Source organism: Psychrobacter sp. AOP7-B1-24 (assembly GCF_052376215.1).
GTDB lineage: Bacteria > Pseudomonadota > Gammaproteobacteria > Pseudomonadales > Moraxellaceae > Psychrobacter.
The window spans coordinates 1-23,458 of record NZ_JBQSVL010000047.1 but is presented as its reverse complement, the minus strand read 5'-3'; the positions used below and the strand labels follow the sequence as shown (position 1 = coordinate 23,458).

General features: G+C 41.4%; 19 protein-coding genes and 1 pseudogene. 11 read left to right on the top strand and 9 right to left on the bottom strand.

The genetic code is table 11. The features are described from left to right. From cas3f to ACT3QP_RS10060, 3 genes are all read right to left on the bottom strand, one after another. A partial coding sequence (cas3f, locus tag ACT3QP_RS10070; RefSeq protein ID WP_444525376.1) for a type I-F CRISPR-associated helicase Cas3f occupies positions 1 to 2,299 on the bottom strand: 2,299 nt, incomplete at its 3' end. A gap of 3 nt (positions 2,300 to 2,302) precedes the next feature. Next, the gene (gene cas1f, locus ACT3QP_RS10065; protein WP_442440344.1) at positions 2,303 to 3,298 is read right to left on the bottom strand and encodes a type I-F CRISPR-associated endonuclease Cas1f; all 996 of its coding nucleotides are present in this window, start codon (positions 3,296 to 3,298) and stop codon (positions 2,303 to 2,305) included. A 364-nt stretch (positions 3,299 to 3,662) separates the two neighbouring features. Next, positions 3,663 to 3,968, bottom strand: a complete 306-nt coding sequence (locus ACT3QP_RS10060) for a cupin domain-containing protein (protein WP_192520570.1) — start codon at positions 3,966 to 3,968, stop codon at positions 3,663 to 3,665. Between the two features lie 213 nt (positions 3,969 to 4,181). Here ACT3QP_RS10060 and ACT3QP_RS10055 point away from each other — a divergent pair, with 213 nt between their 5' ends. The 6 genes from ACT3QP_RS10055 to ACT3QP_RS10030 all read left to right on the top strand — a co-directional run bounded on the left by ACT3QP_RS10055 (position 4,182) and on the right by ACT3QP_RS10030 (position 11,737). Then, entirely contained in the window at positions 4,182 to 5,138 is a 957-nt protein-coding gene (locus ACT3QP_RS10055) for a helix-turn-helix domain-containing protein (protein ID WP_192520569.1), read from the top strand. A gap of 341 nt (positions 5,139 to 5,479) precedes the next feature. Then, positions 5,480 to 6,418 (top strand): ABC transporter permease, encoded by a 939-nt coding sequence (locus ACT3QP_RS10050; protein ID WP_444525375.1) that lies wholly within the window; start codon positions 5,480 to 5,482, stop codon positions 6,416 to 6,418. Beyond that, positions 6,415 to 7,365 (top strand): iron chelate uptake ABC transporter family permease subunit, encoded by a 951-nt coding sequence (locus ACT3QP_RS10045; protein ID WP_444525374.1) that lies wholly within the window; start codon positions 6,415 to 6,417, stop codon positions 7,363 to 7,365. Before ACT3QP_RS10050 ends, ACT3QP_RS10045 begins: the two co-directional genes overlap by 4 nt. Continuing rightward, positions 7,362 to 8,138, top strand: a complete 777-nt coding sequence (locus tag ACT3QP_RS10040; protein WP_444525373.1) for an iron ABC transporter ATP-binding protein — start codon at positions 7,362 to 7,364, stop codon at positions 8,136 to 8,138. Before ACT3QP_RS10045 ends, ACT3QP_RS10040 begins: the two co-directional genes overlap by 4 nt. Next, positions 8,135 to 9,112 carry a siderophore ABC transporter substrate-binding protein gene (locus ACT3QP_RS10035; RefSeq protein WP_444525372.1) on the top strand — a complete coding sequence of 326 codons (978 nt, stop codon included), beginning with the start codon at positions 8,135 to 8,137 and terminating at the stop codon, positions 9,110 to 9,112. The genes ACT3QP_RS10040 and ACT3QP_RS10035 overlap by 4 nt, the downstream gene beginning before the upstream one ends. Positions 9,113 to 9,430: 318 nt before the next feature. Next, positions 9,431 to 11,737, top strand: a complete 2,307-nt coding sequence (locus tag ACT3QP_RS10030) for a TonB-dependent receptor (RefSeq protein WP_442063326.1) — start codon at positions 9,431 to 9,433, stop codon at positions 11,735 to 11,737. Positions 11,738 to 12,025: 288 nt separating this feature from the next. Here the strand turns inward: ACT3QP_RS10030 and ACT3QP_RS10025 are convergent, their stop codons facing one another. Both ACT3QP_RS10025 and ACT3QP_RS10020 read right to left on the bottom strand, forming a co-directional pair. Continuing rightward, the gene (locus tag ACT3QP_RS10025; protein ID WP_227679700.1) at positions 12,026 to 12,904 is read right to left on the bottom strand and encodes an IS3 family transposase; all 879 of its coding nucleotides are present in this window, start codon (positions 12,902 to 12,904) and stop codon (positions 12,026 to 12,028) included. Further along, positions 12,904 to 13,215, bottom strand: a complete 312-nt coding sequence (locus tag ACT3QP_RS10020) for a transposase (protein WP_192529932.1) — start codon at positions 13,213 to 13,215, stop codon at positions 12,904 to 12,906. The genes ACT3QP_RS10025 and ACT3QP_RS10020 overlap by 1 nt, the downstream gene beginning before the upstream one ends. A gap of 121 nt (positions 13,216 to 13,336) precedes the next feature. Here ACT3QP_RS10020 and ACT3QP_RS10015 point away from each other — a divergent pair, with 121 nt between their 5' ends. The 3 genes and pseudogenes from ACT3QP_RS10015 to ACT3QP_RS10005 all read left to right on the top strand — a co-directional run. Further along, a complete protein-coding gene (locus tag ACT3QP_RS10015; protein WP_058025686.1) occupies positions 13,337 to 13,648 on the top strand; it encodes a transposase in 312 nt (103 codons plus the stop codon). After that, entirely contained in the window at positions 13,645 to 14,526 is an 882-nt protein-coding gene (locus tag ACT3QP_RS10010; protein ID WP_225739365.1) for an IS3 family transposase, read from the top strand. Before ACT3QP_RS10015 ends, ACT3QP_RS10010 begins: the two co-directional genes overlap by 4 nt. A gap of 35 nt (positions 14,527 to 14,561) precedes the next feature. Continuing rightward, a pseudogene (locus tag ACT3QP_RS10005) lies at positions 14,562 to 14,687 on the top strand (IS256 family transposase); the annotation flags it as partial. Here the strand turns inward: ACT3QP_RS10005 and ACT3QP_RS10000 are convergent. Together ACT3QP_RS10000 and dnaB are read right to left on the bottom strand one after the other, a co-directional pair. Next, positions 14,684 to 15,373 carry an IS1 family transposase gene (locus ACT3QP_RS10000; RefSeq protein WP_444525371.1) on the bottom strand — a complete coding sequence of 230 codons (690 nt, stop codon included), beginning with the start codon at positions 15,371 to 15,373 and terminating at the stop codon, positions 14,684 to 14,686. The pseudogene ACT3QP_RS10005 and the gene ACT3QP_RS10000 overlap by 4 nt on opposite strands. 186 nt (positions 15,374 to 15,559) lie before the next feature. Beyond that, positions 15,560 to 16,963 carry a replicative DNA helicase gene (gene dnaB / locus ACT3QP_RS09995; RefSeq protein ID WP_444525370.1) on the bottom strand — a complete coding sequence of 468 codons (1,404 nt, stop codon included), beginning with the start codon at positions 16,961 to 16,963 and terminating at the stop codon, positions 15,560 to 15,562. A 347-nt stretch (positions 16,964 to 17,310) separates the two neighbouring features. Here dnaB and pdxA point away from each other — a divergent pair, with 347 nt between their 5' ends. After that, the gene (gene pdxA / locus ACT3QP_RS09990) at positions 17,311 to 18,402 is read left to right on the top strand and encodes a 4-hydroxythreonine-4-phosphate dehydrogenase PdxA (protein ID WP_443518469.1); all 1,092 of its coding nucleotides are present in this window, start codon (positions 17,311 to 17,313) and stop codon (positions 18,400 to 18,402) included. A gap of 212 nt (positions 18,403 to 18,614) precedes the next feature. Here pdxA and ACT3QP_RS09985 read toward each other — a convergent pair whose 3' ends face one another. Together ACT3QP_RS09985 and ACT3QP_RS09980 are read right to left on the bottom strand one after the other, a co-directional pair. Next, positions 18,615 to 20,402 carry an aspartate:alanine exchanger family transporter gene (locus tag ACT3QP_RS09985; protein WP_444525369.1) on the bottom strand — a complete coding sequence of 596 codons (1,788 nt, stop codon included), beginning with the start codon at positions 20,400 to 20,402 and terminating at the stop codon, positions 18,615 to 18,617. 15 nt (positions 20,403 to 20,417) lie between these two features. Further along, positions 20,418 to 21,797: a glutamate decarboxylase gene (locus tag ACT3QP_RS09980; protein WP_444525368.1), complete on the bottom strand. Its 1,380-nt coding sequence runs from the start codon at positions 21,795 to 21,797 to the stop codon at positions 20,418 to 20,420. A gap of 1,392 nt (positions 21,798 to 23,189) precedes the next feature. Here ACT3QP_RS09980 and ACT3QP_RS09975 point away from each other — a divergent pair. After that, on the top strand, positions 23,190 to 23,432 hold the full coding sequence (locus ACT3QP_RS09975; RefSeq protein ID WP_444525367.1) for a hypothetical protein: 243 nt from the start codon (positions 23,190 to 23,192) through the stop codon (positions 23,430 to 23,432). Positions 23,433 to 23,458: the final 26 nt, after the last annotated feature.

Below are 23,458 nucleotides of genomic sequence, written 5' to 3'. Positions count from 1 at the left end.
CATCAACCAAAGTCTGCGCCAAAGTGCTATAAAACTGTGGCGCATTATCTTTTGTATAGCTAGCTGAAAAAGGCAGTATTTTTGCCTGTCGTCTAATAGGCTGCTTGGCTAAGTAGTGGGCACGCTTTTCACAAAATTGTTTGTGGCTGTGTTGAAAGTCATTAATGTCGCTGCATTGTTCCGATAGCATCGCTTTAGGCTGTTCATCGAACCATGCGCAAACTACTTTTGGCGTAGGTTTATTCTGACTTTGATTAAATAGTTTTCGCCCCTCCATATAGGCTTCAAACAGTCCTGTCACCAAGTCAGGGGTCAAGGTTGCAGATGAAAGCAGCACTCGCGTACCAAAGAGTCCAGCAAGGTGTACTAAACGCGACAGCGCAGGCAAGTCCGCTTGATCAAAGTCATCAGGCTCATCGAGTATTAAGTCACTACTGAGCAATCGCAGCATGGGGGCAATATATTTACCACCACGTTTGCACTCAGAGGCTTGGATAATATGGTCAACGGTGCATGTCACGATAGGCGCAAATATTAAATCGCGTGCTTTAGGGCTAGCGATGACTGTATCGAGATTCAGTGCCTCATAGTCTTGATAGTCAATGTCGCTATCAACGACTTCATCTAACAAATCTTCGCTAGATTCACTACCAAAGCTTGTAGATTCATTATCAGGTTCATCGTCTTTGTTATATTCACCGATAATGTCAGTAATATCACTATTCTTATTATCGTATGCTAGTTCAAACAGTTTTTTATTAGCGCTACCTCCTACCAATATGGCTAATTGGTCGCCTTGCAGTTTTAGATTTTTACGAAAGCTTAAACCGGTCTGCAAGGTTAGAATCCTTAGCCCTAAAGCGATAGTAAAGCGTGCCCCTTTTTTTGGGTCAGCTAGAGCGTACATGATACGTGCATTACCGATGGTTTTACCCGCACCTGTCGATGCCATATTAACTCCAAAAAACCCATGCTCGCGCGTGGCCTCTTGCAAGCTAAAGGTCATCTTGAAGGCTTGGTTCTGCCATTTAAAACGTTCAATCCCAGTAGGTTTAGCTAATGGATCATGATTGCGCAGTGTCGGCATTTCATTAGCAATGATAGGTAGCGCACGGCAGAAATGCGCCGTAAAAGCACCAACGCCTAATAAGTGCTCTTCAAGAGATTGTTTAACAGTTGGTATACTAGCTGTACGGTCAGTATTGGCGGCTAATTTTTTAAAGCGACTATCGACTTTGATACAGCGTGAGTCGTTTTCTTTTAAGCTAGAATAATTGTGGTCACCCACCATTAAACACAAACGGGACAAATGCAATAAAAACGGGTCGCTAATGGCTTTTTTATTCTCAGAAGCTTGCTGACTTATCTGTATTAATGCCGGATCGTTTAAGGCTTTTTTAGACCAACGTCTGATATTTTTTTGCCAAACAGAACTGTTAATCACTAAATGCTCAAATTGCCAGAAGTCTTTTAACTGTGTTTTGCTCATTTCTTCTAACGACTTAGGGTTTTTTACCCAATAGTCAAATGCCTCAATTTTTGAGTAAAATTGATTTAGATCTCTTTTGATCTCTAACGTATTTTGGGGCAGTTGCAAACGTTGGATATCTTTAGAAGGATAGAAGACTTTTTTAGCCGGTGGCAAACGATGATGAGTAACAATTAGCCACGCAACCCACTGCGCTAGGGGCGGCATCGGCTGAATATCAACGGTATTTTGACTTGCACTAGATAATAATTGTTCTATGTCGTGGCTTTCTAACCATTTGTCTAATTGTATAAACCGGTTAAGCCACTCCTCATCGGTATTGCAACCTTCAATTATTAGCTCAAACAGTTTTAATGATATCCACTCATGACGATAAGAGTCACCTTGTTTACTACCTTTTATGAGTTTGTTTTGAAAACCAATGGTTGATTTGCCAATATCGTGGAGTAGGGCTGATATGGTTGCGATGACTTGAATACTACTGGCATAAGCCCAATCGTTTTCCCATTCAGCGTGCATGATATTTCTTTTGGTACGGTTCACAGGTACCACACCCACCTCATTAAACTGACGTTTATTACCCACCACCCATACTAGTTCCGTCAGCTGGCGCGTTTTATTACGGTGACAGCTCACCGCTGTCGATTTAGTCGCTGATTTACGCAAGAGTTGCTTAACGGTTTTTAGCCCATCTTCTGTAATAGCTGTCTGCCAGACATTATCACCAATGCGATTGGCAAACGCATCTAAGATACGCCGAGTACGTTTGAGTGATTTTTTTTCACATTGCGAGACAAAGGTAACTATCATTTTTTATACCTTCCAATCAGTCGTCACGGCCAATTGTTTTACCACTTCAAACTGATAATCTAGTGCTTTATGTTTGGTAAACATATTCAGGCACTCCTGCCGAAACTCTTGCTCACTCATGTTCTCACTTGCGCAGATGAAGGCGAGCGGTAACACTAAGGCGTCTTTAATAATATCGGCAACATCAAATACCAGCGCACCGCGCCTTGTCTTACCATGCATCACCGCAAAGCCGTGCGGTATGCCAAGCGTCCATGCTGTGGTAGCACCAAGCCCATAAGCCAAATAATTGCCATGATTAAGGAAACCGTTCGCTTTATCGATACCATCATGCTCACGGCTAAAGCCGTCATAGCCCGTGTTTTTTGCTGCCAGTTTGTATAGCTGCTTAGTTAAACGAGCTTCGAGTTGCAGTAAGTGCATAACCTCTGTTTGCTTAGCGATTTGATTAATATTATTATCGAGCAACTCCTGTATTGCATCGATACTGCTATCAAAGCCCCAGCGTTTTAGATCGCTGTCTTTATTCCATACTGCTTGTAGATAAGCGAGACGGGCATGTTGCAACTGCTTTGCAGCAGCAAGGCGCTTGTCATCATCCCACCACCAACTCATCCAACCCTGAACGTACTCAGTCGGTCGGTACTCACTTTGCGGTGTCATCCATTCGATAAATATTTCACGTTCTGCGCCCATAAATAAAGGTGAGCCACCACCACCGCAAAACCCCACCAACACACCAGCTTGTGACAATAATCGCATTGCTGCCTGAGTAATAGAGGTACCGGTACCTAGCAAGATAGAAGTGGTATTAGCGATCGGAATGTTATAGTAGAGATTGGCTTTGTCATCTTCAGTTAGATACAGCACACGCCCATCTTTTTGCATAACTCGGCAATGTGAAAGGTAATAAATGTTGGCACGTTTGGAGTGCAAAATGGTTTTGAGGTCAGATGATGAAAAACTGTTGTCGGTATACGCATTAGTAGGTTTCGACATAAAAATCCCAAGAGGAAAAAGCTATATTTAAGATAGGGTTTACTTTACTAAAAATATATTTACAAGACAATAGTTTATGTTTTTTATACGACAATGAATGTCGTCAAAAATACAAAAAGCAATAAAAAACCAGACAACATAAGTTACCTGGTAATAAGTTATATCTGCAAGAACATCTAATGGATAGGGACGACCATAGTACTCGCAATGCGTAGTTGAACAGACCTAGGATGATTTCTGCTTCCATTTTCTCAGCCTCTACCATATCAAGGTAGGTCGACTAAAATGTATGTGATGATATTATTTTATAGGCAGTGATTTCGTTAACTGATCATTAGAGTTACCAGTAAATGTGGGTTCTGATTTATAAAGGCTCAAAAAACATCACGCTAGCCTCAGTCGGAGCATGAGGCTTATGGTCAGTATTCTTAGGAATAACGACCATTTCACCAGCATTCACTTCTATAGTTTTGTCTTTTAATATAATAAATAACTGTCCTGACAGTATGTGAAATAACTTGTCTTCATGTTCGTGATTATGCCACTCGTATTCGCCTTTTAGTTTGGCCAGTTTGACGGTCAACTGATTAAATTGTGCAATATCAGTAGGTTTCCAAAATGCTTTAATGTCATCCAGTTCATTCTTTATGTTGGCTATAAGTAGGCTCATTATTACTTCATCCTGATATATTAGTTACAGTTATCTATATTTGATTGATAATCATTTACATTAAAATGATTGTTTATTGCTAATAATGCTATGATTACTTCAAGAGTTGAAATTTTACGACTCATTCAAATGAATCTGTTTTATCTGGATGTAATAAAACATCTGTTCTCTACTCACTCAAACCACATCCTAAAACATTGTGATTATATTTTTATGGCAGACCTGAACACATTTTATGACCACTATCAGACCAAATATTGGGATTTTGATCGCCCTGATTCTGATTATTTGATTAAACGTCCAACTTACGATGGTAGCTCTGGTTATGGTGACTTGCTGAGCTTGCATAACGGTATTGTGCTCGGCCGAAACTGCATCACGGATGAGCAACCTGTGGTTGAACCGGCTGCGCCATTTTCTTGTGATGTTGGCATGCATTTGGTTGTAGATGCAAACTATACGTTACATGCTAGTAATTTACCTACCGATACAAACATCCACTCGAAGCAAGTTTGGCGACGATCAGGAGATTTTGGTGATATAAACTCTACTACCGATACTGAGTATTTGCAGAGACCATCCATAAATAGCCATGTAGTATCGATCGATTTTAATCAAGAGCTACTGTCACGTTGGGCAGAAAGCTTCGATTTGCCGGCTTGGTTATTGCCAGCTGACGATCAAGATCCTGAAATGGTTCAGGTCCGTTTATCAAATCAGCCACGGCTACTTGCTCGCGCCGCTTATATCCTCTCACTACCTTGTTACACTTTGAGTGATCGCTTGACTTTAGAGAGCCAAGCGTTACTTCTCTGTCAAGACATGCTAGGTATTCAGGACAAATCTGGTCGATTAATAAACCAAAAAAGCCAAATTGATCACGCCGTTGATATTATTCGCCAAGAGTACAAGCATAAGCTAACAATCTCCTTGTTGTCTCAACGAGTGGGTATAAACGAATGCTATCTAAAACAACAGTTCAAACAACAAACGGGCAAAACAATAGGTCAGTTCATCCGTGAATTACGTATGCAGGAAGCAATGCGTTTATTGTTAGATGAATATAAAAGTGTTCAGGAAACGGCATGGTATGTTGGCTATCATGATCCCAGTAATTTCAGCAAAGCATTCGCCAAATTTTATGGCGTCACTCCCACACAACTTATCTAGTCGGCCTATTTATGTCAAGCTGCTACTATTCTCTAAAATACGCTAAACAGGCCTTGAATACAGGCGAATTATTTACGCCAACCTCTTGCTGTGTTTGAGTTCATCTGATTTTTTGACATTGGAAAATGATTAGATGCCATTCTGAATAAGTTCCCTTATTCACCGTATAACTTCCCAGTTTCACCTTATACTCAATGTATCTATTCAAACAAGCATAGTATGATTGATTCTCATTTATACTTTAATGAAAAAATTCCCAGCAAATTGCTTTATAGGCTTGTGATGGTGTTCTGTAGAGTAAAAATTCATTCGTATCTATATAAGTCAGAAGAGTTTCAATAATGCGCTTACTATTTTTGTTACTCACTTTACTCTGTGCTATTTCTTTAATGCTGGGTTCAAAGCAGACGTCAATTGTCGCGCTCTTTAATTTTTCAAGCGACGCATGGTTGACCATCACGGCCAGCCGTATACCGCGATTGATTGCACTGCTTTTAACAGGGGTAGGGCTGTCTGTCAGTGGCGTTATTCTGCAACACATTGTGCGCAATAAGTTCGTCGAACCTGCCACATCAGGTGGTTTGGATGCAGCCAAGCTTGGTATTTTGGTCTCACTAACGATGCTTCCTAGTGCCAGCACAAGCAATAAAATGCTATTTGCTATGCTCTTTTGTTTTGCAGCGAGTCTACTTTTTATTTTTATTATCAGTCGTATTACCTTCAAAAACTCTGTGCTGATTCCTGTACTCGGGTTGATGTATGGCAGTGTGCTGAGTTCGATAGCTGAGTTTTATGCCTATCAGCATAATATTTTACAAAGTATGCAAGGCTGGTTGTTAGGCGATTTTTCAAGGGTTGTTCAAGGTCAATATGAGCTTATTTATATCATTTTGCCCATTATTGTATTGGCTTATCTTTATGCGCATCGTTTCACGGTGATGGGCATGGGTGAGGAAATGGCAGCCAGTTTGGGATTGCGTTATGCTGCGACAGCTGCATTGGGGCTTATCTTAGTGTCGGTAACCGTTGCGGCATCGGTTATCACTATTGGCGCGATACCTTTTGTTGGTCTTGTCATCCCTAATTTAGTCGCTCTGAAATATGGAGAAAATTTGTCAAGAACATTGCCCATCGTTGCACTGGGCGGTGCTTGTTTACTACTCATTTGTGATATTTTTGGGCGAGTCATTATCTATCCTTTCGAAGTCCCTATCGGACTTACTGCTGGTGGGGTGGGCGGTGTGATTTTCCTCATGTTGATTATGAGGGGTGTCAAATGAGCCAAGCTGTAAAAATATGGACGATGCTGCTACTGATTCTTCTTTTGGCGCTTGTTTTCTTATTGATAGGCTCAGGATTAGATTTTGATTATTTGATTCCGAAACGCTTTATGCGTCTAGTAACCATTGTACTTGGTAGTGTCTGCTTAGCTGTTTCATCCATTGTATTTCAAACCATTGTAGGTAACCGTATTTTATCGCCTTCAATTATGGGGTATGAGGCTGTTTATTTGCTGTGGCAAGCGCTGTTGCTCTTGGTTATGGGTACGAACGGGCTGATGATGCTAAGTGTCAGCGGTAATTTCATCGTATCCATCATGTTGATGCTGGTGTATTCGTGGGCACTGCATCGTTTGCTGTTACCTCGATGCAAAAGCGATGTCTTTATGCTGCTGCTATTTGGTCTGGTTTTGACAATGGTCATTGGCACGGTCACACAATTTATTCAACTTCGTATCAGTCCAGGTGAGTTTTCGGTTTTTCAAGGGTTAAGCTATACCTCCTTTAATAGATCCAATCCTGAAACCGTTTGGTATGGCGTACTAGCGGTAGCAACGGTGTTATGGGTGAGTCGTAAGACGTTACCTGTTTTGGATGTGATGGCTCTCGGTCGTGAGCAATCGATGTCACTTGGTATCAACCATGCCAAATACGTCAAGTTGTATTTGGCTTTGATTGCCATCCTCGTCGCTGTGTCAACCAGCTTGATTGGCCCCACGGCCTTTATGGGCGTGTTCATTGCCAATATAGCTTATGCGCTTGCAGGAAGTAGTAAGCATAAAGTTACATTACCTATAGGTTGTGCGGTCTCTATAGCCATATTTTTGATTGCACAAATATTCGTTGAGCATGTTTTTAACTATAAAACCAGTGTCAGTATTCTTGTCAATCTGGTGTGTGGTATCTATTTTCTGGCATTGACTGTTCGTACTAGAGGGATTACATGATTACCGTTAGTAACCTCCATAAAAGTTATGGTAAAAAACCTGTGCTATCTGATGTCTCTCTGGTGTTTCCAACGGGGCGTGTTACCTCATTAATCGGTCCTAACGGTGCAGGGAAGTCTACTTTATTGATGATGATGGCTAGGTTATTGGAGCCGAGTAGTGGCTATGTGTCACTTGATGGTCAAAAAATCAGTGAAATTCGTACTTCTGAGTATGCTCATCATGTGGCCACACTGCGGCAGTCTCCGGGCTTTAATTTACGATTGACAGTGGAAGAGCTGATCTCTTTTGGACGTTTTCCGTATAGTCGTGGCTCGTTGACGATAGAGGATCGACAAATCATTGATGAGGCGATTGGTTTTTTAGCATTAGAGCCTTTACGTCACTCTTATTTAGATGAATTAAGTGGTGGTCAGCGTCAAATGGCTTTTTTGGCAATGACTATTGCGCAACAAACGGACGTGTTGTTATTGGATGAGCCTCTGAATAATTTAGATATGAAACATGCTGTGCAGATTATGCAAGCCCTACGTCGTCTATGTGATGAGCAGGGCCGTACGGTGATTTTGGTGATTCACGATATCAATTTTGCGGCCAATTATTCTGATTATATTGTGGCTTTGAAAAATGGTGCGCTTAGCTTCAGCGGAGTCTCTGCACAGGTTGTGACAGAAACCAATTTAAGTGAGCTATACGATCTTGATTTTGAAATTATTCGTAATGAACGTGGTTGCTTGTGCAACTACTTCAATTTATCAGGGGTAAAAGTATGAGTTTGAAAAAGAGCGGTTGGGTCTGGGTATTAGCAATCTCGGCAGCTATTCCACTGCAAGGATGCGAAAAAGAATCTACTCAATCTGTGCAGACGATACAAGCGCTAGACACACCTATTACCATCGATCATGAGCTTGGTACTACTGTCATTAATAATCGTCCGCAACGTGTCGCGGTACTGGATATGAATGAAGCTGATTTTTTGGATCAGCTTGATGTGCCAATTGCAGGCATGGTGAAAGATTATGTACCTCATTTTCTTGCTCAGTATAAAGATGATGCTAGTGTGGAGGATTTAGGCGCTATTGTACAACCGAATATGGAACGTATCCATGCACTACATCCTGATCTTATTTTGATGACGCCACTTCATGCGGCTCATTATCAAGAGCTGTCAGAAATTGCACCAACCCTACATTTCGATGTGAATTTTAATAACAGTCATCAGCAGCATATAGCCAGTGTCAAAAATCATCTATTAACACTGGGTCGTATTTTTGATAAGGAAGCGTTGGCGGAGGAAAAGGTCAAGCAGTTAGATACAAGAGTTAAAGAGGTTCAGACCTTCACAAAAAATCGCCCAGAAAAAGCATTGGTTGTCTTACATAACAACGGAGCTTTTAGTAATTTTGGTGTGCAGTCACGCTATGGTTTTATCTTTAATGATTTGGGTGTCAAACCTGCAAGTACCACGGTAGAAACTAGCCTACATGGGCAGCCTATTTCTAGCGAATTCATACAGCAGGCGGATCCGGATATTATTTATATTGTGGACCGTACCGCTGTCATGGAGCGTCGCTCTGTTATAAGTCCTGATGACATTAGCAACCCTTTATTGCGTCAAACAAAAGCATGGAAAAATGGTCATGTCGTTTTTGTTGATGCGGATGCGTGGTATATAGCGGCTGCTAGTCCAACCTCGCTCAACATTATTATGGATGATGTTCTCAAAGGTTATCAGTCAATCTCCTAGACATATTCTAAGAGGAAAGAGTTTTTGAACTAGGACGTGTCTTCAATTCACCCGATAGTCATCTAAATGGGCTAAAAATGGCTAAATCTTGCCAAACATCGTCAAATAGCTGGTTAATATCCCGATATTATCTGCGCTACTTTTCTTGTTTGACGGCAATTTATCTCATTTTTATCACTATTTTTGAAATGAAGACACGCCCTAGAGCCAGTAAATAGTTAAATGAGAAGCAGAAAGTTTTTTATCTAAAATTATTAATGATTATCATTTGTGTTTTTATTCGTATTTATATTTTTACAAAAATAAGAGGATGTTTTTATGTATCAACTTCAGCAGCTAAATCATAAAAGTAATGTTAAACGATGGACGACACAGACCAAACCGTCTTTCGCCCTTAATTATATTGTATCGGCAAAGCTTGCGATGGCTTTAGGTATAGCGGCTGGGACTGTATTTATATGTGTGCCATCAGCTTATGCACAGGAAGATAGCGACCTGACCAGCAGTCAGCAAGTTAATGAATTGGATACCGAACAGCAAAACCAAAATATAGATTTAGGAGCCAATCAAGAGATACCAACTACCACACTACCAGCGATAACAGTAGTGGCTGAAGGCAACGATAATCAAACCTATTCTGGAGGGCAAGTAACCTATACCAATCATGTTGGATTTTTGGGAAACAAAGACTTTTTAGAAACACCATTTAGTGCCATTAGTTATACTGATAAATTTATTGAGGATCAGCAAGCCACAGATATTAGTGAGATTATTGCTGCAACGGATCCTTCTGTTTATACCAGTGGAGGAAGTGGAGAAAATCTTGAAAGTTATTCTATCCGTGGTTTTGCTTCGAATAGTAATGATGTGACAGTAAATGGATTGTCTGGTATGGCGCCTTATTACCGCAGTTCGCCTGAAATGTTTGAGCGTGTTGAGGTACTCAAAGGTCCGTCAGCAATGCTCAATGGTATGTCACCTAACGGCTCTGTAGGTGGCTCTGTGAATCTAGTCACTAAGCGAGCAGGTGATGAGCCACTCACTCGATTGACGACTAAGTACATATCAGACTCGCAGCTTGGTGGGAGTGTAGATGTTGGCCGCCGATTCGGTGAAGACAAACAGTTTGGTGTGCGTGTAAACGGTGCTTATAGAGATGGTGAAAGTGCGATTAATGACCAAGATAAAGAGGCTAAAGTGGGCTCTCTTGCCTTAGATTGGAAAGGCGAACGTGCACGAATTTCAACGGATCTTTATGCGACGACAGAGCATGTCGATGGGCCGACTCGTGGTATTACGGTAGCATCAGGTATTGATATTCCCAGTGCACCAGATCCAGATACGTTATTGAATCCAAGCTGGGCTTTTTATGATACTGAAACAAAAGGTGCAATCACACGCGGTGAGTTTGATGTGACTGATCAAACGACTGTCTATGCCGCCCTAGGTGCTAATAAAATGGAGTTTAAAGGACTCAGTGCAGCAAAAGCGCAGGTGTATAATTCTGATGGAGATATGACTACGACGATTGGATACGTTGCTGATGATAATGAAAGAGTCTCTATGGAAGTAGGGCTGAACAGCAATTTTTCGACAGGAATGATTGACCATCAGATTGCGGCGAATGTTACTCGTTACAATGAAGAGTACAATTTAAACGCTAAGTACTTTGACGCCACTTATACCTATGACACTAATATTTATAATCCAGTATGGGAAACACCTAGCCTAAACTTTGATGTGCCGTTGTTATTGACGACTGACACAAATTTGACCAGCTACGGAATTGCAGACACTTTATCGTTTGATCAGGATAAATACCAACTCACCTTAGGTGCTCGGTATCAGCAGCTAGAAACAGAACAAACGGGAGGTATCTTATCCTCAGGTACTAAGTATGATGAAAGCGCTATAACGCCGTCAGTGGCGTTTCTTACAAAAATGACAGATCAAACTTCTTTGTATGCGAACTATATAGAAGGACTAAGCAAAGGCGCTACAGCACCAACAAGTGCAGAAAACTCAGGTGAAATATTTGCTCCTTATAAAACGAAACAAAAGGAAATAGGAATAAAAATGGATCGTGGCGAGTTTACTCATACCCTTAGTCTCTACGAAATTGAAAAACCCAATAGTTATACCGATACAGATACCAATGTTTTCTCTTATGCTGGTGAACAGCGTAATCGAGGTGTAGAGTGGGGGTTCTTTGGCTCGCCTGCTGAGAGTGTACGCTTGATGGGTGGTATTACCTATATTGATGCGAAGTTAACTAAAACAAATAATGGTGTTAATGAAGGCAATCAAGCTGCAGGTGTTCCAAAGTGGCAATCTAAAATTGGGGCAGAGTGGGATTTACCTTTTATAGAAAATTTAACGCTAACAGCGAATGCAAATGCCGTATCTAAACAATATCTTGAAAATGATAATATACAGTCGTTACCAGGTCACACCACATACGATATTGGAGCACGTTATCTAACTTCTGTTAATCAAACCCCTCTTACCATTCGAGCACGTGTTGATAACGTGATGAATAAGGCATACTGGACAACGGCATCTTACAACGATCTTGCCTTAGGTGATCCGCGTACATTTATGCTTTCAGCAACGATGGATTTTTGATTTGGATGAGGGTGTGTTTTTATGGTAGAACTGCTGATCCAAGTTTAGAAGTCGTAGACGCAGCGAGACTGGCACCATGTCTAACTTATAAAGGGTTGGTTATATAATATTTTCGTATGTATTTAGAGTAATATTATATGGCACAATATTTTTTAGTAAAAAGCTACGACACAAATTTATGTGTCGTAGCTTTTTACTTGTGCTAACAGTGATAGTAGGGTTCAGCTTAAAGGACTTGAGGTAATGCGAGGTTATGTCTAAATACAATGATTGGTGTGTAGTGGTCAACTAATTTAGGACACCTGATAAGAGGTTTTTGTTAAAATAGCGTCTCTCTGTTTCTAATGGTGTTAAGTAATTGTTGAAAGTATGGGGTCTCACAGTTTGATAATAGCCCCAGATATAGTCAGTGATAGCACTCTTAGCCTCAAAGATATCTTCATAACCACCCTTTGGCATCCATTCCGTTTTAAAGCTTCTAAAGAAGCGTTCAGTTGGCGCGTTGTCCCAGCAATTACCCTTTCTGCTCATGCTTTGAATCATGCCGTCACAACTAGCCACGGATTCAGCAAATGCCTTGCTAGTGTAATGCGTGCCTTGATCCGAGTGAAACAGCACCCTACTGGGTCTAAGTCTCGTCTGATATGCCATCTGTAGTGCTTTAGCAGTCAGCATACTGTCAGGAGAGTCTGATACGGCAAAGCCCACGACACGACGGGCAAACAGATCTAACACCACAGCTAGATAACACCAGCCGCTCTTGATACGGATATAGGTCACATCTCCCGTCCAGACTTGGTTAGGCATGCTTGGACTAAAATTGCGCTTTAGGATATTGTCGTGGGTTTTATGCATCTGATCAGCATGCTTATACTTGTGTGTCTTTTCCTGAGAGCTTTTAAGGTGCATACTCTTCATAAGACTACCTGCTAGGTAACGTGTCAGCCTGATGTTATGCTCATTCCATAAGATAGCGACAATAGTGCGAGCACCAGCCGATTGTTTGGAGTCATTGAATATCTGACGTATTAATGCTTTGAGTTTGACGCGTTCTATATCAATAGGCTTAGTCTTAATACCATAGTAGTAGCTGCTTCTAACGACACCAAACAGGTGGCATAGCTTACGCTTGCTCAGTCGTTTGTCTTGCTCTGCAAGCTTGCTGATCAGCGATAGACGTTCAGGCTGTCCAAGGCTAGCAGAGCCGAAGCCTTTTTTAGAATGTCGCGCTCCATAGTGAGTCGTTTAACTTGTTTACGTAGCTCTTGTAGTTCTCTTTGCTCATCGGTGAGGGCTAAACCTGCAGCTGGTGCAACCCCTTGCTGCTCTTTTTTATACTTGCGTACCCAGTTATCTAGGGTTGATGCACCAATTCCTAAAGACTCTGCCACTTCTGCTACTTTGCGCTTATGATCAACGACTAAGCTGATAGCTTCTAATTTGAATTCTCGGGTATATTCTCTGCGGTTGCTAGTCATACTATGTTCCTTCTTTTGGGTTAGTATAACCTCTTAAGCGTGGTCCGATTTAATTTGTAGTGGCATAATAAACTTGGACAGTGCATAAGAGGTTTATACTACCCCAAAGAAGGAAACTAGTATGACCAACAAACGCAACCAATATACCCGAGAATTCAAACTTGAAGCCATCAGCTTAGTCACTGATCACAACCGTAGCATCCCCGACGTTTCTGATTCACTTGGCATTGGCAAATCCACCTTACAGAAATGGCTGAGTCAGTACCGTCAAGAAATGGGTGGACAAGCACCTAAAGTCGGCAATGCCTTAACCGATGAACAGCGAGAACTCCAAGAACTGCGTAAACAAGTAAAACGGCTGACTATGGAGCGCGACATCTTAAAAAAGGCTTCAGCTCTGCTAGCCTTGGACAGTCTGAGCGATTATCGCTGATAAGTCAGCTGGCAGAGCAAGACAAACAGATGAGTAAAACTCAATTGTGTGACCTGTTTGGCATGGTTAAGAGTAGCTATTACTATGGCTTGCAGTCAAAGCCGATAAATATTGAAATGGTCAAGCTTAAAGCCTTAATATGCCAAATATTTAATGACTCAAAGCAATCAGCTGGCGCTCGCAGCATTGCTGCTATCTTGATGAATGAGCATGGCATTAAGCTGACACGTTACTTAGCTGCTAAGATTATGAGAAGTATGGGGCTCATCAGTTGCCAGCTAAAAACACATAAATACAAGCGAGCTGACGAAGAACACCAAGCTCATGACAATATACTGAACCGTAATTTTAGCCCATCAGCGCCCAATCAGGTCTGGACGGGTGATGTCACATATATTCGTATCAAAGGCGGCTGGTGCTACCTAGCGGTTGTTTTAGATTTATATGCCCGTCGTGTGGTGGGCTTTTCGGTGTCAGATTCCCCTGACAGCGTGTTGACAATCAAAGCGCTGCAAATGGCATATCAGACGCGCTTAAAGCCAAGTGGCGTGTTGTTTCACTCTGATCAAGGAACCCATTACACTAGCAAGAAGTTTGCTGAATCCGTGGCGAGTTGTGAGGGTATGACGCAAAGCATGAGCCGTCGCGGAAATTGTTGGGATAATGCGCCGACCGAAAGATTCTTCAGAAGCTTCAAAACTGAGTGGATGCCAAAGGGCGGTTATGAAGATATCGCTGAGGCTAAAAGCGCCATTGTTGATTATATCTGGGGCTATTATCAGTCCGTGAGACCGCATACTTTCAACGATTATTTGCCGCCAGCAGAAAAAGAGAGACGTTACTTTAATCAAAATCTCTTATCAGCTGTCCTAAATTAGTTGACCACTACATTCCCTCTGATCAGGCAGCATTCAAGGTAGTATATCTGGCAACCCAGCAGGCCTCTAAAAAGTGGTCGATGCCAATCCGTAACTGGACGTCTGCTTTAAATCGCTTTATGATTATGTTTGATGACCGTATCAGCAAGCATTTAATCTAAACGGCAGTTACACAGAATTCGGGATGGTCTCTAAAATGATTATCAAGCTTTTTTGAGAAGCAACAAGTCTTTCTAACCGCTCGTCTTAATCGGTGTCTAAGGCGACAGTTATTACCCTCTATACCTATGGTATGCTGTTTGCCAACCTGTTTGTGATCACCTTTAAAGGCGGTTTTAAAGCTATCCCAGTTGTCCATACTGATAGAGCCATAGCTTACTTTAAGTTGCTTTAAACGTGCTCTTAGCTTCTTAGCTGTTTTTAAGTCACGTTTGCCCCAAACATGAGCGACAATCTCATTAGTAGCACGATCATAAGCATAAATAAGCCAAACTTTACGCTTTTTGCGATACACGTAAGTCCAGAATTCATCAACCTCTAAGCGTTCATAGTAGCGCTTCTTAGGCGTAATCTTATAAACAGATGAGCCTATAGTACTAAGCACTTTACCAATACTAACTGAGGCTATAATAGCAATATCTCTAACACCGCAGCCTCTAACTGTCATGAGCCGTATAAGCTCTTCCACTTTAGAGTGACAGCCGTTATAAGTTAATGCATGGTCGCCAATAAACTGACGTTTGCAGTCCTTACATTGATAATTCTGCTTGCCATAGCTTTTTTTGCCATTTTTCTTTAAACTGGGACTGTGACAGTCGGGGCAGCTGATATCTATTTGTGTCTTCATAACCTCAAATATATCATCTTGCTTTGGCTGTCACCCTCCTTTATTTCTTCAGCATACTTTCTGACACACCACCGAATTATGAAGTTATAAAGCCAGTACCGCATTAATCGAGCTAATGCAGCACTGGCTATTTTGTTAAAAAGTACTTATTAGCTTATGATTAAGCCTTAGTCTTTATAAAATTGGTTACTCATCATTCTCATAACTGACGTTTTGATAGTATTCTGGCGTTAGGTTAATAAAGCGGGTAAATTGCCCTTCAAAGCCCAAACGTATGGTGCCGATAGGGCCGTTACGCTGTTTACCAATAATGATTTCAGCCACGCCTTTATGATCTGAGTTTTCATTATAAACCTCATCACGATAGATAAACATAATCAAATCGGCATCCTGCTCAATTGCACCCGATTCACGCAAATCCGACATGATAGGGCGCTTATTAGGACGGTTTTCTAGACTGCGGTTAAGCTGCGACAAAGCAATAACAGGGCATTCAAGCTCACGTGCTAGCGCCTTGAGACTCCGTGAAATCTCAGAGATTTCTCCAACACGGTTGCCATCTAAGTTTGGCACTTTCATCAACTGGAGATAATCGACGACGATGGCGCCAAGTTTGCCATCATGATTTTTGGCGATACGGCGGCAGCGTGAACGCATCTCAGAGGGTGGCAGCGCTGTACTATCGTCAATATAAAGGTGCTTAGATTGCAAGTGTTGAATGGCGTTCATCATTTTTGCCCATTCGTCTTCATTCATTTGCCCAGAACGCAGATGCGTCTGATTAATCGCGCCCCATGAGGACAGCAAACGCATGACGATAGACTCAGCAGGCATCTCCATCGAAAACACCACAACAGGCAGATCTTCATTGAATAAAATCCCTTCCGCCAAGTTCATGGCAAAGGTGGTTTTACCCATAGAAGGACGGGCGGCCACAATGATTAAGTCGCCTGCTTGTAGACCTTGCGTTTTATTATTTAACTCAGCAAACGGCGTTTGTAAACCAATCATGCCATCGGGATTGGATTTTAGCTCTTGAACCTTATCAATAACGTTGGTCAAAACAGCAGTAATACCCACAGGTCCACGCTGTTCGGCGCGTTTATTATGTTGCTCATTGATGCTAAATATCTTACCCTCAACACTGTCTAAAATATCACTGACGGTCTGGTCTTTAGGGTTATAGGCGAGCGTGAGCATCTCATTGCCAGTCGTAATCAATTGGCGTAGAGTAGATAACTCACGTACGCGCTGGGCATAGGCGGTCAGGTTAAACAAGGTCGCAGGGCTTTGGCTCAAAATATCTGCCAAGTAGCTATCGCCGCCTGCACTTTTAAGGAGTTTTTGTGCTTCTAGCCAGTCGTGTACCATGACCGTATCGTAGGGTTCATTCACTGCCGCTAAATGGGCAATAGCATCAAAAATATACTGATGTCGCCCTGCATAAAAATCATCTTTGGTAACGATATCAGCAATCTTGTCGTACGCCTCTTCGATACTCATTAAAGACGCGAGTAATGCCTTTTCAATATCGATATTGTGCGGCGGTGTCTGATTGAGTAAGTCGTCGGTTTTTTCGTTGTCTGCCATGAGTGCCTAATGTGTCAAAAGTCGATATAAAAGAGGGTGTAAATGGGTATTTGATATAGGAGTTTAATTGGGTGCTGATACAGCAAATAAAACGCCACGCGCCACTATAATTGAAGTACCAAAACCTGATCTCGGTGTTGACTGGTAAATGCTATAATGAAAAGCGAAAGTTTAACACATAATGTGCTTTTTTCGGCACCGATAGACAACTATCTATCCTCGATGAGGATTATGATAAGTCAAAAATTATCTATACAATATAAGTGTCAGCACTTATTTTTCCCATAAAAAATACAATAAAATTCAAGACTTAATATGAATATAAAGGCGTAGTTACTATGCAAGATATACAAAAAAAATTGCCACTATTAATCACAACTGGTGAGCCTGCTGGTATTGGGATGGATATCGTGCTGCTATTAGCGGCTGAGGGTAAATTGCAGGATTTTGAACGCCCAGTTTGGGTCACCGCCGATAGCACCGCTATGACAAAGCGCTCAGATGAGTTGGTTGCAGCTGGCGTGCTGACAAATTCACCTATCTGGCAAACTATTGATATGGATGCCAACGACTTTAATTTTAACTTTTTAGAGCAGATGTCGCAGCAAAATACTGACGTTGATAGTGCTTTTATTCTGCTTAATATATCTTGTGCTGAACCAGTTGTTTGCGGGCAAATTAACACTCGCAATTCGGCAATGGTCGCCAAGCAGTTAGACATTGCCCATCAGTTGGCAACTAATAAAACAGTTGCTGCTATCGTCACTGGACCATTGCAAAAGTCCGCACTGATAGATGCTGATATTAAACTGCTCGATGGCACTATGTTTAGCGGTCATACAGAGTTTTTTATGCAGCAAAGTGGCTGTGATAAAGTCGTCATGATGCTCGCCAATCAAGCAATGAAAGTTGCGCTCGTCACTACGCATTTAGCGTTAAAAGACATTCCTGCTGCCATCACCATGGATAATGTACGGCAAACGGTACAAATTGTCATTGATGATATGCGAGAGAAGTTTGGCTTAATACAGCCACGTATTTTAGTCTGCGGTCTCAATCCACATGCAGGCGAGGGCGGGCATTTGGGTACGGAGGAGATTGAGATTATCAATCCCGTGTTACACGAGTTTATCAAAGCAGGCGTCGATATATCAGAGGCGATGCCAGCGGATACGTTATTTACCCCAAGGCATTTAGCGAACTGTGACGCAGTGATTGCCATGTATCATGACCAAGGGTTGCCAGTGCTAAAGTCGCACGGTTTTGGTGATACGGTCAACCTAACCTTAGGACTGCCTTATATTCGTACCTCTGTCGATCATGGCACGGCGCTAGATTTGGCAGGACGCGGAGGTGCGAGCGCGACGAGTTTATACCAAGCACTACTGATGGCTAATGAGATGGCGGATAAGTTGCTTATTAATAGACCTTTTGCATAATTCGGTGACTTAGCAAAATTTATGATGCAGTATTGGATAACTTTAGTGTGAGCCATGACTATTTGGCCTAATATGAGAGGTTCAATTATATCAGTCTATTTTAAGTGGTCTATTAATTGATTTAGAGGTCAGTTTTAATGGTTCCGTTGGGGGTATGCTTTCAATAGACGGATTTGAAATCATCTTTGGCTACTAACTTCAGTCCTAAAAACTCAAGATAAAATCATCGAAATATAACCACCAATCAAAGCTAAAACGGTCGTAAGCGCATAACTGACGGGGTAAGGTATAGCCGCAACTGAACTTTTTGACTCTTCCATAATGGCGTTTAATCCAGGTGTGCTATTTCTAGCACCAGTGGCGGCACCATCAGCAATGATTGAGTTAAGTTTAAAGAATTTAACCCCTATCCAGAAGGCGACGAGCGGTGGTATTAACGCACCTGCTATTCCGATTACTGCTAGCCATAATAGAGTATCACCATGCAAGGCGGTAATAACTTTAGGCCCAACATTAGCGGCTAAGACCGCCACGAATACGTTTAAACCAAAATCTTGTAAGAAGCTTCTTGCGCCTTCATGTATCGGACCACCAAACTCAGGGTTGCGACTGCGAAAATAACTGACGGCAATCCCAGCAAGAATACAACCTGCTGAAGTTCCTAATGCAAATGGGATACCTGAAATTTGGACCGTTATAATACCGACTAAATATCCGATAACCATCGCAACGGCAAGATAAATTATTTCAGACTTCATGGTTGGTAATATTACTTGTCCTCCCAAGCGTTGCCCTGCCATTTTTAAGGCCGCATCCGAACCTGCTAATCTAATCACATCGCCAAAAGAAAGCTGTGTTTTAGGACCTAGGGGGATTTCATTACCTGCTCTAAATAAAGCTTGGACAGTAACACCTCCTATTCCAGACGCGCTGAGCTCATCAATACTTTGATCTGAAATATCATGAGAGCCAATATGAATATCTGCAACTTCTATAGGCACATTGCGAGCCAACTGATCATCAGCTTCAGGACCAATGAGCTCATTATCTACAAAAATTAAATCGTGAACATTGGCTCTAACCGTAACGATATCGTTCAGTTGAACGACAGGATCATCTGATAACTCTACAATTGCGCCATTTCTCACCAAACGTAAGATAGGCGCTTGCGGATACTCTTTGACTAATGCTGAGATACTTTTGCCAACAATGTTTTTGTGAGTCACATAAAAGGCGCGTAAATCATATGGCGAAAAACCCAACGTTAACGCCTGAGGTGCTCCAGGTAAAGGATCTGTAGCACCACCATTATAATCAGCTTCAGCGGCTTTAGCCTCTTCAGCAGAGTTGTAACCAAAAATCTTAGGTAAATAGCGAATGAGTAGAATGATACCAATAGTAGATAAGACATAGCTAACGGCATAGGCTGCAGCCATATTAGCACCAACCTCTTCCGCTGTTATTCCTGATGGCGGTATATAAGCCCCACTTGATAAAGCACTCTGCCCCACTCCTAGTATGGCCGTTATAGTATAGCTACCAGACATAAGTCCTGTTGCGTATCCAGGTGCTAAGCCTACAAACTTTGCTCCAAAAAAGCAGATGATCCAGTTTAGTGACCAAACAATGACACCAATACTAATGAATGCCAAACCGCCTTTTTTTAATCCAGAAAAAAACTGAGGTCCAACTTTAAGCCCTAACGCATACATAAAGAGGAGCAGCATAAAGGTTGAAAGAACCCCTGGTATGGCATAAGTAATATCATAAGCAGATTGTGCAATCATCGAAAGCACAACCCCCACCATCAAAGTACCTGCTGTTGACCCTAAAGAGATATTCTTGATGCTGCGATTACCAATATAAGTACCTACCGCTAATGATAACAAGATAAATACTATAGGCTGATTATCTAGCAGTTGAAAAAAACCCTGCACGCCTGAAGCAGTGACAGGCTCTATCTTATCGACTATTTGACCGACTACAGTAGGATTACTCATAGTAACCTTCTATTTTTATGTGTGATGAAAGGTAGGAGTATCGCTAGAGTGTGACACTGGATGCACTTTATAATAGTCAATAGCGGCTTTAATATCACGTAATAACAACGCGGCCATATCTCGACTGATACCATGACGAATTAGAATACGTTGAATAACGGTATCCTGACGATCGTTTGGTAGTGGATAAGAAGCTATTTGCCAACCATGTTGGCGAACTTTGTCAGATAAATCATAGAGACTGAAACCCCAATCCCCCTCTTTCAGGGTGTAACTAAGAGCTGGTAGACCACCTCGTCCATCGTAAAACATTTCAAATGGACCTAACTTTGATATTTCATCTGCTAACCATTGAGCAGTATCTACACAGGCTTGTTGAACACCTTTATAACCATCAAATCCTAATCGTAAAAAATTATAGTATTGCGCAACAATTTGACCACCTGGTCGAGAAAAGTTAAGCGCAAAGGTTGCCATGTTTCCACCTAGATAATCTACATAGAATATCAAATCTTCTGGCAAATCTTCTTTTGAGCGCCAAACTACCCAACCGACACCTAGCGGTGCCAAACCATACTTATGACCACTGGCATTAATGGATTTCACTCTATCGATACGAAAGTCCCACTCAAGATCCGGTTGAATGAAAGGTGCGATGAATCCACCCGAAGCGGCATCTACATGAATAGGTATATCCCATCCTTTTTCATTTTGAATCTTATCTAGCTCTTTCGCCATAGCAGCGACGTCTTCATACACACAGGTGTAAGTCACACCTAAGGTAGGAATGACACCAATGGTATTCTCATCAACATAGTTTTTTATTTTTCCGGGGTTTGTACTAACTTCAGCACCTTCAAGTGGAATTTGGCGAAGCTCAACGTCAAAATATCGTGCAAATTTATGCCAGCAAATCTGTACTGGCCCAACAACGATATTAGGCTTTGAGGCATCTAATCCTGCTGATTCACGTTTTTGACGCCAACGCCATTTCATGGCTAATCCGCCAAGCATGCAAGCCTCTGATGAGCCAGTAGTTGAGCAGCCAAGAGTCGTATGAGATTGTGGACTATTCCATAAATCCGCTAAGATATGAACACAACGCGCTTCAATCTCAGCAGTTTGTGGATATTCATCCTTATCAATCATGTTTTTATCGACACACAAATCCATGAGGTCATGAACCTGATCTTCCATCCATGTCGTACAAAATGTAGCCAGATTCTGCTTGGCATTACCATCGAGGAGTAGCTCGTCTTTTATAAACTGAGCAACAATTTCTGGCTGGGTACTTTTTTGAGGCAACTGAAATTTATTGAGTAATGTGTTACTCATTGGATCTTCATAAGCATCTTCGCCAATAGGATCTACCCGTTTTCTGTTATGTAAAGGCATAATCTAACGCTCCATTATGTGATTGAAACATCATTGTTTGTGTCGACCTAAATATATTAGACGCCTCTGAAAGTTCAAAATATGTTGTTTTATTGTTAAAAATAGTGATTTATTATCTTAAACAAATGTTTAAGTTGTCTAACTAAATTAAGTACTATATGGAACTCTAATCAAAAATTGTTAAATAAGCCTATGGGCTAGCATGACAGCAGCCTCACAATGGTCTTTGAACTTACAATATTTTGTTCAAGCGCTCATAATGGCCGGTCTTGGAATTGTCGGAGACTTAACACTGTAAGAGATTATGATGAAAAGAGTAAACCGTACCTCTAAAATCAGATAAAGCGTTGTTAGTATACTTATGGAAGCATCAAATCACTCCACCACCACAGGGATAGCCATTTAAGCCATTGTCTCTAAGATGGAGGTCTCTGAGACCCTTTTAGCATGGATTTTCAACGGTTATATAAGCTTAAAGGTTCGATGAGTGAACTAAAGAATTTGAACGTGAGAATAGAGAGATAAAGTAAGACAAAAAAATAATCCGAAAAGTCGTTATTTTTTTTGCCTAGACGAGCAAAATACTACTATCAGGGCTAAACCGCGTCTGAAGGTGTCGTAGTTAATTAATTTGAGACAACGACTAATATGCTTAGATTAAGGCTTACCTTAAATTTATGGTGGTGTGTCAGAAAGTATGCTGGGGAATAAAGGAGGGTGACAGCCGAGGCAAGATGATATATTTGAGTAGATATCAGCTGCCCCGACTGTCACAGTCCCGGTTTAAAGAAACCCCGATATTAACAACGTCACCTAAGGAAAGTAAACTTCATACCTCAGTCTTCTACACTATATAAATAGTAGCATATAGAGCTTTCTCGACTCATAAGATTTAAATAAACCCATAGTAATTATAGATATTAATAATATTTCGAGCACTATAATATTGAGGGATCCACTACCTAATAAGTTATAGTGCAGATTGTATAGGTTAACTGATCTCTAATATCGCTCTCAAATTCGGAACTGAATCTTTAACTTGATTAAAATTTGAACAATTCTTGAAGCCTTGAAAGCCCTATAGAATCAGAGAACTTAGCATAGATTTCTTATTGATTTTATCGCCAGCATACTTTTTAGAACACCACCAAATACTCTATCTAGTTAGATATTGCAGTTGATGATCACAACGCGCACTTCATGCATATACTGGTATGTCATGAAAGGCTTTGTCAGGCTATGAATAGAACTAAAACCAGATTAAGCATGAAAATTAGAACAAAGTAAATATCATGAAAATAAAGTTCAGTTTGAGCAGACAAATAGTTAAGTTGTCGGCAAATATTTGCTATTATCTACCGACAATTATTTAATCATTCGAGAGCTAGTATTATGACATCAAATCACTTGTTATCAGTGGTTGCTATTAGCAGCCTTATTGCTTTATCAGGCTGCGCTGAAAGTCAGACAATGGGCAGTACAGTAGCAAAAAGTATGGGCTCCTTAGTCACAGAAGTTGTAGGAGGCGCAGCAGAGGGGGTTAGGCTGGGTTTAGGTGGAGCACCAAAACAGACTACGAAAACTGTTGCTACCTCTGCAGCAAGTAAGCCACAAACTATACCAACTAGTGATTGAACCGCCCCGACTTTATCGGAGAGTGT

What these genes read in the sequence shown, in the direction of transcription:
- cas1f (WP_442440344.1), bottom strand. Translation starts at nt 3,298, where the DNA reads ATGTCGAAACCTACTAATGCGTATACCGACAACAGTTTTTCATCATCT.
- ACT3QP_RS10060 (WP_192520570.1), bottom strand. Translation starts at nt 3,968, where the DNA reads ATGAGCCTACTTATAGCCAACATAAAGAATGAACTGGATGACATTAAA.
- ACT3QP_RS10055 (WP_192520569.1), top strand. Translation starts at nt 4,182, where the DNA reads ATGGCAGACCTGAACACATTTTATGACCACTATCAGACCAAATATTGG.
- ACT3QP_RS10050 (WP_444525375.1), top strand. Translation starts at nt 5,480, where the DNA reads ATGCGCTTACTATTTTTGTTACTCACTTTACTCTGTGCTATTTCTTTA.
- ACT3QP_RS10045 (WP_444525374.1), top strand. Translation starts at nt 6,415, where the DNA reads ATGAGCCAAGCTGTAAAAATATGGACGATGCTGCTACTGATTCTTCTT.
- ACT3QP_RS10040 (WP_444525373.1), top strand. Translation starts at nt 7,362, where the DNA reads ATGATTACCGTTAGTAACCTCCATAAAAGTTATGGTAAAAAACCTGTG.
- ACT3QP_RS10035 (WP_444525372.1), top strand. Translation starts at nt 8,135, where the DNA reads ATGAGTTTGAAAAAGAGCGGTTGGGTCTGGGTATTAGCAATCTCGGCA.
- ACT3QP_RS10030 (WP_442063326.1), top strand. Translation starts at nt 9,431, where the DNA reads ATGTATCAACTTCAGCAGCTAAATCATAAAAGTAATGTTAAACGATGG.
- ACT3QP_RS10020 (WP_192529932.1), bottom strand. Translation starts at nt 13,215, where the DNA reads ATGACTAGCAACCGCAGAGAATATACCCGAGAATTCAAATTAGAAGCT.
- ACT3QP_RS10015 (WP_058025686.1), top strand. Translation starts at nt 13,337, where the DNA reads ATGACCAACAAACGCAACCAATATACCCGAGAATTCAAACTTGAAGCC.
- ACT3QP_RS10000 (WP_444525371.1), bottom strand. Translation starts at nt 15,373, where the DNA reads ATGAAGACACAAATAGATATCAGCTGCCCCGACTGTCACAGTCCCAGT.
- dnaB (WP_444525370.1), bottom strand. Translation starts at nt 16,963, where the DNA reads ATGGCAGACAACGAAAAAACCGACGACTTACTCAATCAGACACCGCCG.
- ACT3QP_RS09985 (WP_444525369.1), bottom strand. Translation starts at nt 20,402, where the DNA reads ATGAGTAATCCTACTGTAGTCGGTCAAATAGTCGATAAGATAGAGCCT.
- ACT3QP_RS09980 (WP_444525368.1), bottom strand. Translation starts at nt 21,797, where the DNA reads ATGCCTTTACATAACAGAAAACGGGTAGATCCTATTGGCGAAGATGCT.
- ACT3QP_RS09975 (WP_444525367.1), top strand. Translation starts at nt 23,190, where the DNA reads ATGACATCAAATCACTTGTTATCAGTGGTTGCTATTAGCAGCCTTATT.